Origin of the sequence: Methylobacterium sp. 4-46 (assembly GCF_000019365.1) — a bacterium.
Classification (GTDB): domain Bacteria; phylum Pseudomonadota; class Alphaproteobacteria; order Rhizobiales; family Beijerinckiaceae; genus Methylobacterium.
Genome location: NC_010511.1, coordinates 985,367 through 998,408, shown reverse-complemented (window position 1 = coordinate 998,408; position 13,042 = coordinate 985,367). Strand labels below are relative to the sequence as shown.

The window sequence follows — 13,042 nt, the reverse complement described above, 5'->3', positions numbered from 1 at the left end:
CGCGCCATCCGCCGGATCACGACATCCGCGGCCAGGGTTCCGTCCGCGGGCGCTCGCGCCGCCAGGGCCGGCTCAGGAGCACGAAGGCGAGGAGGACGCCCGCCGCGTACCAGACGTGCAGGCTCTCGTAGCCGGTCTCGGGCGCCCAGGCGAAGCCGCCCATGAACACGTAGCCCACCGCGACGCCGAGGCTGCGGAAGAGGAGCAGCCAGGGATGCTGCAGGATCGGATCCTGCAGGTACCACGCCTGCGCCGCCAGCCCGAGGGCGTAGAGCACGCCGCCGATCGGCAGGCCGAGGAACAGCGACAGCACGGCGCGCAGGAAGAGGCCGGGCCAGTCGCGGCGGCGGGTCGGGGACGCGGATGCCTCGCTCATGCGCAGCACTTGCCTCCTTCGCCCGCGCGGGACAAGGGGCCGAATGGCCCCGGGGGCGGAGAGCGCTTCGTCCCCGGGAACGGATCGGGCCTTGCCGCGATCCTGATCCTGTGCCCCCGTCGCCAGCCCGTCACCCTTGGAGCCGCCCGTGACCGATCCCCACCCCGACGCAGCCCTGTCGCTGGTCCTGCGCGCGCAGACGCAGGCGGCCCACGCGCGGGTGGAGGCGCTCAGCGGGCTGCCGGGGACGATCCGGGACCGGGGCGGCTACGCGGCCTGCCTCGCCACCATGCACACGGTCTGGGGCCCGATCGAGCGCGACCTCGCCCGGCAGGAGGGCTGGGAGGCGCTCGCGCTCGACCCCGCCGCCCGCGCCCGCGTCCCGCTGCTCGAACGGGATCTCGCCGACTTGCTCGCCGACTTGGCGGCCGCCGCCCCGGTCCCGGCCGCGCCGGTCGCCCCGAGCGCGTCCCTGGCGGAGGCCCTCGGGCGGCTCTACGTGCTCGAAGGCTCCGCGCTCGGCGGGCGGCTCATCCTGGCCGAGCTGCGGCGGCGCCCGGACCTCGACCTCGGCAACGCCACCCGGTTCTTCGCCGGCCACGGAAGGGCGACGGGCCGGCTCTGGGCCGAGCTGCGGGCCGCCCTCGACGCCTTCGGGGCCCGCCATCCGGGCGAGCGCGCCGCCGTGATCCGCGGCGCCCTCGACGCCTTCGGCGCCTTCGAGGCGGTCTTCGCCCGCGAGGCGGTCTTCGCCCGCGAGGCGGTCTTCGCCCGCGAGGCGGTCTTCGCCCGCGAGGCGGTCTTCGCCCGCGAGGCGGCCCTCGCGGCGCCCGAGGCCTCCCCGAAGGCCGCCTGACCGGCTACTCGGCCGGGGTCTCGCGCGCCCGGCCGAGGGGCACGTGCGGCACCAGGAGCGCGAGCAGCACCGCCGCCGCGGCGATGCCGAACATCGCCCAGAAGGTGAGGTGCAGCGCCTGTTGCAGCGTCGCGCGGATCTCGGTCAGGCCCGCCCCGCCGCCGCTGGCGAGCAGGTGCTGGAGCTGGTCGGCATGCACCCCGGTTCCGGCCCGGGCGAGGCCGTGATTGAGCACCGCCCCGAACAGCGTCGCCCCGAGCGTGCTGCCGAGGTTGCGCGAGAAGACGTTCGAGGCCGTGGCGCTGCCGCGCTGCGACCAGGGCACGATCTCCTGGATCAGCACCAGGGCGGCGGTGCTGAGGAGCCCCATCCCGAAGCCCATCACCAGCGAAGCGAGGCCGGCCGTGCCCGGGGCGGAGCCGGGGCCGAGGGTCAGGAGCACGCTCGCCCCGAGCGGCAGCAGCAGGCTCCCGGTGAGGAGGATCGGCCGCAGGCCGAACCGGGTCAGGGTGCGGGCCGCGAGCGTGGCGCCGATCGGCCAGCCGAGCACCATCACGGTCAGGGCGAGGCCCGCCACCAGGGGCGTCTGGCCGAGCACGCCCTGCACGTACATCGGCAGGAAGGTGGTGAGGCCGATCAGCGCCATGCCGGCGAGGAGCGAGCAGCCGTTCGAGGCGGCGATCGGCCGGCGGCTCCAGACCGAGAAGGCGATCACCGGCTCGGGCGCCAGCCGCTCCTGCAGCACGAACAGGGTCGCGCCGACGAGCGCGACGCAGGCCGCCGTCATGGCGCCCCAGCTGTCGGAGGTGCCGGCCTCGGTGAGCGCCACCATCAGGGCGCCGATCGCCACCGTGAACAGGGCGGCGCCCGCCGCGTCGATCCGGCGCTCGGCCCGGGTCACGCCCTCGTGCAGGAAGGTCGCGAAGCCCGTCGCCGCCAGGAGCCCGACCGGGATGTTGAGCCAGAAGATCCAGGCCCAGGAGGCGTGCTCGATGATGAAGCCGCCCGCGAGCGGCCCGAGCACCGCGGAGGTCGCCCAGACGCTCGCCAGGAAGCCCTGGATGCGCCCGCGCTCCTGGGCGCTGTAGAGGTCGCCCACGATGGTGAGCGCGATCGGCTGGATCGCCCCCGCCCCGACGCCCTGGAGCAGCCGGAAGGCGATCATCGCCGGCATCGAGCGGGCGAAGCCGCAGAGCAGCGAGCCGACGAGGAAGACGGCGATGCCCGCGAGCATCACGGGCTTGCGGCCGTAGACGTCCGAGAGCTTGCCGAACACCACCGTCGCGGCGGTCTGGGTGAGCAGGAAGGAGGAGAACACCCAGGAATAGAGGGCGAGCCCGCCGAGGTCCCCGACGATCTGGGGCATCGCGGTCGACACGATGGTGGCCTCGATGGCGACCATGAACATGGAGGCCATCACCGCCGCGATCACGAGGGGGCGGCGGGTCGTCGGGAGTGCTGGCATGACGGATCCGATCGGCGGGCCGCGTCGGCCGCCCGCTTCGCGGCTGAGCTAACCCACTGGCGTGCCACGACAAGGGCCCGGCGGGGGCCGCGCAGGGCAGCCCTGCGGCGGGCGCAGGAGCGCCCCCGCCGTGCCCGCCTCAGGCCTGGACCCCCGCCCGGGCCACGTCGCCCGCGTCCTTCAGGTTGGCCACGTCCCAGGCCAGGGCCATCACCCGCCGGACCTGCGCCTCCGGCAGGATGCCCTCCGCGAGGTCGTTGAATTTCCGCTCCAGATCCGCGTCGCTCATCGGATTCTCGACGCTGCCGATCGCGTGCTCGATGTGCCGGGTCAGGGTGCGGCCGTCCGTGAGCGTCACCGTCATGTCGACCTGCTCGGGCCTGATTCCGGGCGTCACGGTCGGGACGACCTTGGCCCGCAGGGAAGCGATCTCGGGGTCGCGCACCGCCCGGTCGCTGAACTGCTTCTCGCCGCCCGCCCCCTCGGCCAGCGCCACCGCGACCGCGTGGGAGATGCTGAACTTGCCCTCGAGCCCGGAGCGCGGCGCGGTCTTGCCGGTCAGTTCAAGCACCAGCGGGTGGACCTTGAGGTCGACGCGGGCGATCTGGCCGGGGGTCAGGCGGTTCTCGTTGCGCAGCTGCACCGCGGCGTCGATGGCCGGATGCATGACGATGCCGCAGGCGAAGGGCTTGTAGGTGTTGAGCAGTGCCTCGTAGCGGCTCCCCAGCCCCTCGGTGATCTCCCGGTAATCCTGCTTGGTCGAGATCGTGTTGGCCCAGCCGCGCTTGGCCTCGATCATCGCGTCCGAACTCGTGTAGTTCTTCGACGCCAGGATGGCCGCGAAGAGCCCGTTGGCGGCGGCGCGGCCCGGATTGAAGCTCTTGTTCATCGAGCCGAAGGATTCGCGCAGGCCCACCGGCTGCGAGGCGGCGAGGCCGAGCGCCCAGACCATCTGCTGCTCGCTGAGCCCCATCAGCCGGCCCGCGGCGGCCGCGGCCCCGAACACGCCCGCGGTGCCGGTGATGTGCCAGCCGACGTCGTAGTGGTTGGGATAGACCGCGTTGCCGATCCGGCACTCGGTCTCGATGCCGAGCACCAGCGCGTTGAGGAAGTCCCGGCCCGGGACCGGGCGCATCTCGGCCAGGGCCAGGATCGCCGAGGCGACCGGGCCGGCCGGATGGATCACGGTCTTCAGGTGCGTGTCGTCGTAATCGAAGATGTGGCTCGACACGCCGTTCAGGAAGGCGGCGTTCATGATGTCGAAGCGCTCCGCGCGCCCGAACAGCCCGGCCTGGGGCGGGCCGGAGAAGGGCTGCAGGGCCGCGACCGCGACGTCGAGCGTCTCGTGGTGCGAGCCGCCGATGGCGACGCCCACCCAGTTCAGGAAGGTGCGGGTGCCCTCGCGCCGGACCGGTTCGGGCAGGTCCTCGTAGCGCGCCGTGGTCACGTAGCGGGCCAGCGCGCGGGTGACGTCGCGGGGCGCGGCCGGTTGCGGCGCGGCCGGCTCGGGCGCGGCCCGCGCGGCGGAGCCCGCGAGCGCGACGCCCGCGGCGCCGATCAGCGTGCGGCGGTCCAGCATGACCATGGCGTTTCCTCCGGTTGTTATGACACCCCTATACAACGCGCGGTGTCGGATCCGTCACCGGAGGCCGCGCCGGGCTCAGATCGCGACCGGGTCGGTATCCAGCCGGTCGTCGTCGGCCTCGTCGCGGGGCGGCCGGCGGGTGCGGCCGCGGCCGCGCTCGACCAGCGAGCGGCCGAGCGCCCGGAACGGGGCCGTGAGGCGGCGCAGGTCCTCGGCCCGCTCCATCAGCCGCTCGCCGTTGCGGATCTCGCGGTCGAGGCGGGCCATGGTGCGGGCGAGCGACGGGTCGTCGTCCTCGAGCCAAGTCTCCAGGGTGCGGGCGAAGGCGATCACCACGCCCTGGAGCTTGAGGCGGCCGAGCGGCCCCTCGGTGTCGATCCCGGCCGCGGCCAGCATGAAGCGCTGCGAGTTCAGGGCGACGCCGTTGAGGGCGGCGAGCGAGAGCGGGTCGCCGCGCAGCGCGAAGGCGATGCGGCGCAGGGCCGGCTTGTAGGGCGTCATCGCGTCGAGGCGGCGCATCAGCACGTCGAAGAGCCGCTCGCGGGCGGGCTCCTCGGCGAGGTCGTCGCCCGTGCCCTCCAGCACCTGCTTGTCGATCATGCGCGAGAAGCCGCCGAGCACCGCGCCCTTGGAGGGGAAGAGGTCGCGGAACTGCGCGAGGCTCACCCCCGCCTCGCGGGCGATGTCGGTGATCTCGATGTCGCTCCAGGGCTGCTCGGCGGCGAGCCGCATCAGCGCCTCGACGATCGCCTCCCGCGGATTGGCGGGCGCGGCCGCCGGCGCGTCGTCGGAAAGGGGCTTGCGGGCCATGCGATGCTCCGATGCGGGTTCCCCCTCCATGTAGGGGGTTCCGCGCGCGGCGGCAGGGTGGGGCGCTGCGGCGGGCTGTCGTAGCGGGTCAGCCCGACAGGTCCGCCGAGCGGGTCCTGGCCGCCGCCACCGCCTCGCGCAGGCGGTCCGGCAGCCCGCCCGCCCCCATCAGCACGGCGAGCGCCGCCGCCGTGGTGCCGCCCGGCGAGGTCACGTTCCGGCGCAGGGTGCCGGGATCGAGGGGGCTCTCGGCGAGGAGCGCGCCCGCCCCCGCGACGGTCTGGCGGGCGAGGCGGGCGGCGACCTCCGGCGGCAGGCCCGCGGCCGCCCCGGCCTCGGCCAGCGCCTCGGCGAGCAGGAAGACGTAGGCCGGGCCGGAGCCCGAGACCGCCGTGACGGCGTCGATCAGGCTCTCGTCGGCGAGCCACTCGACGAGGCCGATCCCGGAGAGGAGCGCGTCGGCCATGCGGCGCTGCCGGGCGCTGGTCTCGGGGCTCGCCGCCGCGCCGGTGGCCCCCTTGCCGATGCTCGCCGGCAGGTTGGGCATCGCCCGCACCACGGCCCGCGCCGCGGGCAGGCGGGCCTTGAGGTTCGCCACCGTCTTGCCCGCCAGCACCGAGAGCACGAGCGTGTCGGGACCGGCCAGGGGCGCGACCGCGGGGGCGGCCGCCTCCAGCCCCTGCGGCTTGATGGCGAGCACGAGCGCCTCGGGGGGCGTCAACCCCTGCGGGTTGAGGGCGATGCCGCGCCGGGCGCAGAGATCCGCGAGGTCGGCGGAGGCGCCGGGATCCACGACCGCGATGCGCGACCCGTCGAGCCCGCCCGCGAGCCAGCCCTCCAGCATCGCCCCGCCCATCTTGCCGGCGCCGACGAGGATCAGGGAGGCGGGGAGATCGGAGGCGTTCATGGGGAACCGGTCCATACCAGCCTCGAGGGTGAAATCCGGGTGGTTCGGCGCGAGGCAGACCTATCCCGAACCGGGCCGCGCGACCAGCCTCCCGCGCCGCGCCCTTCCCGCCTTCAGCCGACCGCCGCCCGGATCGCCGCGCGCACCCGCTCGGGCGCCTCGAAGGGCAGGAAATGCGTCGTGCCGGGCAAGGTCTCGACCGTGAGGCCGGGTGGGCGGTCCCGGTCGAGGGCGCAGGTGCTGTCCTGGGCGGCGCGCAGGATCAGGGCCGGCCGGGCGAGGCGGGCGAGGGCGCCCCAGATGTCGTGGCCGAGGGCGAGGAAGTTCGAGGCCTCCCAGGCGGGCGCGCAGGCGAGCTCCACCGTGCCGTCCGGCCGGTCGCGGAACCCATCCGCCACGTAATCGGCGAGCGCCGCGTCCGGCCAGGTGCGGAAGGCGCCCCGCCCGCGATAGGCGGCCTGCGCCGCCGCCCGCGACGGGAAGACCGGGCGCCGGCGCAGCGCCATGTCGGCGAGCGGCGAGTGGCGCCGGATCAGCCGGCGCAGCACCGGCAGGCGGGCGACGAGCGCGTCGCGCCGCCGCAGGATCACCGGATCGAGGAGCACGAGGTTGCGCACCCGGTCCGGCCGGCGCGCGGTCGCCAGCAGGGCGGCGGCGCCGCCCATCGAGTGGCCGACCAGCGTGAGCGGCTTTCCGCCGAGCCGGTCGAGCACGGCCACGAGATCTGCCGCGAGGTCGTCCCAGCCGCGGCGGCCGCGCGGCTCGGCCGGCAGCGTCGTGGCGCCGTGGCCGCGCTGGTCGTAGGCGAGGAGGCGCATCTCCCCGGCCAGCGGCGCGAGCAGGCTGCGGTAGGTGCGGGCCGTGAAGCCGTTGGCGTGCAGCAGCAGGGCGTCGGGCGGCCGGCCCGGGGGGCCGAAGGCGAGGGCCGCGACGCGCCCGCCCGACGGATCGCCGATGTCGAGCGTCTCGCGCGTGAAGGGGGCGTCCCGCACCTCGGCCGGCATCGTCCGTGTCTCCCTGTCCAGCCCTCTCCCTAGCGGGGGACGGCGAGGGACGGCAGGGGCCGTCCCGGCGCCCGGACGGGGGAGGGCATGTGCCCTCGGCATGGCCCGGCCGGTCATGGCCCGGCCGGTCATGGCCCGGCCGGTCATGGGCCGGTCCGCATGGCCCGGTCGGCCCGGCGCGAACGAAAGCGGGCGGCGACGGGGGAACCCGTCGCCGCCCGCTTCGGCGCGAGGCGGACCCGGCGCGATCAGGCCATCTGGACGGCCCGGGCCTCGGCGGTCGCGGTGCTCGCCGCGCTCGAGAGGTAGCGCATCCGCAGGGGCTTGAGGACGAACAGGGCGAGCGCCGCCGCGGTGACGTTGAGCCCGATGATCAGCGCGAACACCGCCGACCAGCCATAGGCCGCCGAGACCATGCTGGCGAAGGGCACCAGGAAGGCCGCCGAGCCCTTGGCGGTGTAGAGCAGGCCCGCATTGCTCGTGGCGTACTTCGAGCCGAACGTGTCGCCGCAGGTGGCCGGGAACAGCGAGTAGATCTCGCCGAACACCCCGAAATAGACCGCCGTCGCGAAGACGAAGACGATCGGGTTCCGGCCGAAGAGAAGCAGCACGATCACGGCGGCGGCGGCGGTCGCGAATGCCATGAACATGGTGTTCTCGCGGCCGATATTGTCCGAGACCCAGCCGAAGAAGGGCCGCCCGAAGCCGTCGAAGATGCGGTCGAGCGAGATCGCGAAGGTGAGCGCCACCATCTGCAGGCCGAGCATGCTCACCGGCACGTCCGCGACCTTGAAGTCGTGGGCGATCGGGGCGATCTGGGCCGCCGTCATCAGGCCGCCCGAGGCCACCATGACGAACATCGCGTACATCACCCAGAAGACCGGCGTGCGCACCGCCTCGCCCGGGGTGCGGTCGACCTGCGATTGCGGCAGGCGCAGGCTCTTGCGCTTGACCGGGACGGCGACGCCGGGCTTGCGCAGCAGGAAGGAGAGCACGACCACCACGGCGCCCTGGATCAGCCCGAAGGTCAGGAAGGCCTGCTGGTAGCCGCTCGTCGCGATCATCTTGGCGATCGGCACCACGGTGAGGGCGGCGCCCGCCCCGAACCCGGCGGCGGTCGCGCCCGCGGCGAGGCCGCGGCGGTCCGGGAACCACTTCAGGGCGTTGCCCACGCAGGTGCCGTAGACCGCGCCGGCGCCGATGCCGCCGATCACCGCCCCGGCGTAGAGGAGCGGGAGCGATTCCGCGTAGGCGTCGAGGACCCAGGCCAGCGCGATCATCACGCCCCCGAAGAAGACCACGACCTGCGGGCCGTAGCGGTCCACGAACCACGCCTCGACCGGCACCAGCCACGTCTCGGTCGCCACGAAGATCGTGAAGGCGAACTGGATGGCCGTGCGCCCCCAGTGGAACTTGGCATCGATCGGGTCGACGAAGAGGGTCCATCCGTACTGGAGGTTGGCGATCATCGCCATGCACACGATGCCGAACGCGAGCTGCCACCACTTCGCGGACGAGGCGTCCTGACGTTCCATCCCTGATTCCCCTTGTTGGTCGGGCTCGGCGCCCGCGGCGCGGAGAATGCACTAAAATTCCTGGTATGCAACATACCAACTGAGGCAACGAGAGGCAGTGCGGTATGATGCCGATTGTGGCCGCAGGATGGCCCGGCGGGCTTCGCTCAGGCGCCGCGCGGGCGCGCGATCCGGGAGCCGCCGTGATCAACCGGATCCCGTCTCAGCCCTCGATCATCGTCCGGATGCGGGTCGCGATGGTCTCGATCGGGAAGGGCTTGGTGAGCAGTTCCATGCCGGGCGCCAGCATGCCGCCGGCGCGGGCCGCGGTCTCGGCATAGCCGGTGATGAACAGCACCTTGAGCCCGGGCCGGGCCGCCCGGGCGAGGTCGGCGAGGCGGCGCCCGTCGAGGCCGGGCAGCCCGATATCGGTGACGAGGAGGTCGATCGGCGTCTCCGAGGTCAGGATGGCGAGCCCGCCCGGGCCGTCCGCGGCCTCCAGCGCCCGGTAGCCGAGATCCTCCAGCACCTCGACGATCAGCCCGCGCACCGCCGTCTCGTCGTCCACGATAAGCACCGTCTCCCCGCGCCCGCGGCGGATCGCGCCGGCGGCCCGCTCGCCGGCCTCCGCGAGGTCGGGCCCCTGGTAGCGGGGCAGGTAGAGGCGGATCTCGGTCCCGCGCCCCACCTCCGAGCGCATCGCCACACAGCCCTCCGACTGGCGGGCGAAGCCGTAGACCATCGAGAGGCCGAGGCCAGTGCCCTGGCCGATCGGCTTGGTGGTGAAGAAGGGCTCCACCGCCCGCGCCATCACCTCGGGCGGCATACCGGTGCCCGTATCGGCGACCCGGATGCAGACGTACTCGCCCGGCGGGACCTCGCAGGGGGAGGCCTCCGGCGCGCCCAGCACCGCGTTGGCGGTCTCGATCGTGAGCCGCCCGCCCTCCGGCATCGCGTCGCGGGCGTTGATCGCGAGGTTCAGGATCGCGCTCTCCAGCTGGGGCGGGTCGCAGAGCGTCACCCAGAGATGCGCCGGGGTGACGATCTCCAGCCGCACCGCCTCGCCGATGCTGCGCCGCAGGAGGTCCTCCATGCCGGCGACGAGGCCGCCCGCCTCCACGGGCTTCGGGTCCAGGGGCTGGCGGCGGGCGAAGGCGAGGAGCCGGTGGGTCAGCGCCGCGGCGCGGTTCGCCGAGGTCATCGCCGTGCGCGCGTAGCGCTCCAGCGTGTCGATCCGCCCCTGGGCGAGGCGCGTCTGCATCATGTCGAGGGAGCCGATGATGCCGGTGAGGAGGTTGTTGAAGTCGTGGGCGATGCCGCCGGTGAGCTGGCCCACCGCCTCCATCTTCTGGGCTTGGCGCAGCTGCGCCTCCGCCTCCTCGCGGGCCGTGACCGCCCGCGCCCGCTCGGTCGCGGCGAGCGCCGCGGCGGCGTCCGCCCGCATCTGGCGCTTGAGGGCGAGCACGATCAGGATCACCGCCGCCACACAGGCGAGCGCCGCGCTCGCGACCAGGATCGCCTCGCGGTGCCAGCCGGCCAGCACCTCGTCGCGGGTGCGGGTGACGTTGACCACGAGGGCGTAGTCGCGGGTCGAGCGGGTCGAGACGAGGCGCCACAGCCCGTCCATCGAGTCGGATATCTCGTAGAAGCCCGACCGCGCCTCCAGGAAGGGGGCCTCGAAGGCCCGGATGCGGAACTGGCGCCCCACCCCCGGCACCGGCGGCTCGCGGGTCATCAGTACGCCGTCGCGCCGCCACAGGCTGATCGCGGCCTGGCCGCCGAGGTTGAGGGAGCGGTAGAAGCGGTCGAAGTAGCTGAGGTCGATCGCCCCGAGGACGAGGCCCATGAAGCGCCCGTCCGCCGCGGCGAGGCGCCGGGCGAGGTAGAAGGTCCAGGTGCCGTTGCCCCGGTTCTGCACCGGCTCGGTGACGTAGGGCTCGCTCAGCGGCGTGTCGCGCAGGTGCGCGAAGTAGTCCCGGTCCGAGAGGTTGATCGGCGGGATCGGGTAGCCGCGGGAGAAGTTGATCAGGTGCCCGTCCGCCGCCACGAGGGTCACCGCGTCGAGCTGCGGCACCCCGGCGAGCTTGCCCCGCAGCAGATCGTGCGTGTCGCGCCCGGCCTTGAGGCGGGCGAACTCCTCCGGCGTGGCGATGCCCTCGGCGGCGTAGAGGTCGATCACGCTCTGGAGCACGAGGTTGACGCTCTGGAGCGTGCGCGCCGCGTCCTCGGCCAGGACCGTGTTCAGGGTCGCGAGTTCGCGCTGCGCGTCGTCGAGGGCGCGCTGGCGCATCTCCAGCACGAGGCCGCCCGCCGCCGCCAGGATGAGGAGGCTCGGCAGCAGCGCGGTCAGCACGAAGGCGGAGCGCCGCGGCAGCCGGCGCAGGGCGTCCCATCCGGCGCGGAGCCGCGCGCGCCGGGGCGGCCGGCGCGGCAGCAGGCCCGACAGGGGCGGGGCCGGCCGCGCGGCGGGGTCGGAGGGGAGGCCCACGGCGTCAGACCGGCGGGGACCGCTCGATCTCGCGAAGCGCGAGATCGGCGAGCCAGCGCAGGAGCGTCTCCCCGTCCGCGTCGAGGAAGCGCGGCCGCGTGTCGGCGACGCAGAGCGTGCCGATGCAGTGGCCCTGGGCCAGGATCAGCGGCTGCCCGGCGTAGAAGCGCAGGTAGGGCGGGCCGACCACCGCCGGGTTGTCGGCGAAGCGGCTGTCCAGGAGCGTGTCGGGGACCACGAGGGGCAGGCGGGCGCCGCTCCCGTCCGAGGCCGCCACCGCGTGGGCGCAGAGCGAGGCGTCGCGGGGCGTCTCGCGAAAGGGGAAGCCGGCCTTCGCCTTGAACCATTGCCGGTCCCGGTCGACGAGGCTGAGGGCCGCGAAGGGCGTCGCGAGGCTCTGGGCGGCCAGGGTCACCAGCCGGTCGAACCGCTCCTCGGGCGGCGTGTCGAGGAGGCCGAGGCCGTGCAGGGCGGCGAGCCGCTCGGCCTCCCGCGGCGGCTTGGCGGCGCGCGCCCAGCGGCAGGCGGTGCGCATCAGCCAGGCCCGCAGGCGGGTGCGGGCGTAGCTCGGGGTGAAGGGCGTGACGAGCCGGTCGCTGATGCCGATCGCCTCGTCGCCGCGCCGGTCGCCCGACCGGCTCACCAGCACGATCGGCAGGTCCTGCCCGGCCGGGCCGAGGGCCCGCACGGCCGCGCAGAGCGCGGCGAGGCGCTCGGCCGGCTCGGCCCCGTTCTCGATCACCGCCAGGGCCGGCCGGTGCTGGCGGACGGCCCGCGCCACGGCCTCGGCGGTGAGCGCCGTCTCGTGCACGGCGACGCCGTCGCCGCGCAGGAGGGCGGCGAGGCGCTCGGCCTCGCCCGGGTCGGCGGCGGCGATCACCACCGACTGCGCCGCGAGCGCCGAGCCCACCGCCTCGCGCGCCGAGCGGGCGCGGGCCGCCGCCGGCGCGGATTGCCGGGCCGCCGCGAGGTCGATCGCCTGCCCCTCGGCGGCGGCGAAGAGGTCGAGATCCTCGACGCGGTACCGCGCCACCAGGGCGTCCAGGCTGTCGTCGTCGCGCTGGGGGTCGTGGTGCATCAGGGCGAGCCGCGCCGCCCCCGCCTCCCGGGCGACGCGGCGGGCGTACTCGACGGTGCTGTGGCCCCAGCCGAGCTTCGCCTGGTACTCGGCGGCGGTGTATTGCGCGTCGTGGATCACGAGGTCGGCCCCGCGCAGGAACTCGGCGTGGCGGCGGTCGAGCCCCTCGGGCGGGGCGGTGCCGTCCGCGGCGGCGGTGCAGAAGGGCTCGTGGTCGAGGGCGTAGACCAGCGTCGCCCCGTCGGCGGTGAGGCGGTAGCCGAGCGTCAGGGCCGGGTGGTTGAGGTAGTGGGTCTCGACCGCGACGTCGTCGCCCTCGCCGAGGGACAATTCGCCCTCGACGAGTTCGTGGTAGCGGATGGTGGCGCCGAGCTGCTCCAGGGAGACCGGGAAGTAGCTGTACTGCATCTGTCCCGAGAGGGTCTCGCGCAGGGAGGCCCCGAGGCCGCGCGGCGCGTAGATGTCCCACTCGTTGCCCGGCGCGAAGAAGGGCGCGAAGAACGGCACGCCCTGGATGTGGTCCCAGTGCGTGTGGGTGATGAGGACGTGGCCGCGCAGGGGCCGGCCCGCCGCGGCGAGTTCCTGGCCGAGGGCGTAGGCGCCCGTGCCCATGTCGAGGATCACGAGCGTGCCGCGCGCCGTGCGCACCGCCACGCAGGAGGTGTTGCCGCCGTAGCGGATCGTGCGCGGACCTGGGATCGGCAGGGAGCCCCGTGTCCCGAAGAACCGAACCTGCATGGCCCCCCCTCCCGCAGCCGGCCATTCGCGCATCCGAGCGGAGGAGGGAACTTTTGGCGAGAACCGGCCGCGCTTCAAGCGCTGTTCTCGCCCGGGCCGCGGCGGAGCGGCGGAATGGCGGCAATCCGACAAGTCCCGGCGCCCCGCCGGCCGGCTGCGGGCCCGCGCGGCGGGCCCAGGCCCCGGCCGGGACAGGTCTTCCGCCCGCACCGGGCGGGAGC

Annotated in this window: 10 protein-coding genes; 1 reads left to right on the top strand and 9 read right to left on the bottom strand. The window is 74.5% G+C overall.

The genetic code is table 11. The features are described 5' to 3' along the window. Positions 1-16 precede the first annotated feature (16 nt). Complete coding sequence (locus M446_RS04265; protein WP_012330853.1) at positions 17-376, bottom strand: hypothetical protein; 360 nt, start codon at positions 374-376, stop codon at positions 17-19. Between the two features lie 148 nt (positions 377-524). Between M446_RS04265 and M446_RS04260 the strand changes: the two genes are divergently transcribed. Then, positions 525-1,232, top strand: coding sequence for a biliverdin-producing heme oxygenase (locus M446_RS04260; RefSeq protein WP_012330852.1), 708 nt, complete (start codon positions 525-527; stop codon positions 1,230-1,232). Positions 1,233-1,236: 4 nt separating this feature from the next. On the opposite strand, the gene M446_RS04255 is transcribed toward M446_RS04260, so the two are convergent. The 8 genes from M446_RS04255 to M446_RS04220 form a co-directional block, all read right to left on the bottom strand. After that, positions 1,237-2,697: an MDR family MFS transporter gene (locus M446_RS04255; RefSeq protein WP_012330851.1), complete on the bottom strand. Its 1,461-nt coding sequence runs from the start codon at positions 2,695-2,697 to the stop codon at positions 1,237-1,239. Between the two features lie 139 nt (positions 2,698-2,836). Beyond that, positions 2,837-4,282: an MmgE/PrpD family protein gene (locus M446_RS04250; RefSeq protein ID WP_012330850.1), complete on the bottom strand. Its 1,446-nt coding sequence runs from the start codon at positions 4,280-4,282 to the stop codon at positions 2,837-2,839. Between the two features lie 75 nt (positions 4,283-4,357). Beyond that, entirely contained in the window at positions 4,358-5,092 is a 735-nt protein-coding gene (locus M446_RS04245; protein ID WP_012330849.1) for a TetR family transcriptional regulator, read from the bottom strand. Between the two features lie 88 nt (positions 5,093-5,180). Then, entirely contained in the window at positions 5,181-6,014 is an 834-nt protein-coding gene (gene proC / locus M446_RS04240) for a pyrroline-5-carboxylate reductase (RefSeq protein WP_012330848.1), read from the bottom strand. Between the two features lie 98 nt (positions 6,015-6,112). After that, positions 6,113-7,003 carry an alpha/beta fold hydrolase gene (locus M446_RS04235; protein ID WP_012330847.1) on the bottom strand — a complete coding sequence of 297 codons (891 nt, stop codon included), beginning with the start codon at positions 7,001-7,003 and terminating at the stop codon, positions 6,113-6,115. A gap of 248 nt (positions 7,004-7,251) precedes the next feature. Next, a complete protein-coding gene (gene oxlT, locus M446_RS04230) occupies positions 7,252-8,538 on the bottom strand; it encodes an oxalate/formate MFS antiporter (RefSeq protein ID WP_012330846.1) in 1,287 nt (428 codons plus the stop codon). A 202-nt stretch (positions 8,539-8,740) separates the two neighbouring features. Next, the gene (locus tag M446_RS04225) at positions 8,741-11,005 is read right to left on the bottom strand and encodes a hybrid sensor histidine kinase/response regulator (RefSeq protein ID WP_012330845.1); all 2,265 of its coding nucleotides are present in this window, start codon (positions 11,003-11,005) and stop codon (positions 8,741-8,743) included. Between the two features lie 4 nt (positions 11,006-11,009). Continuing rightward, positions 11,010-12,821 carry an MBL fold metallo-hydrolase gene (locus M446_RS04220; protein ID WP_012330844.1) on the bottom strand — a complete coding sequence of 604 codons (1,812 nt, stop codon included), beginning with the start codon at positions 12,819-12,821 and terminating at the stop codon, positions 11,010-11,012. Between the last annotated feature and the right edge of the window lie 221 nt (positions 12,822-13,042).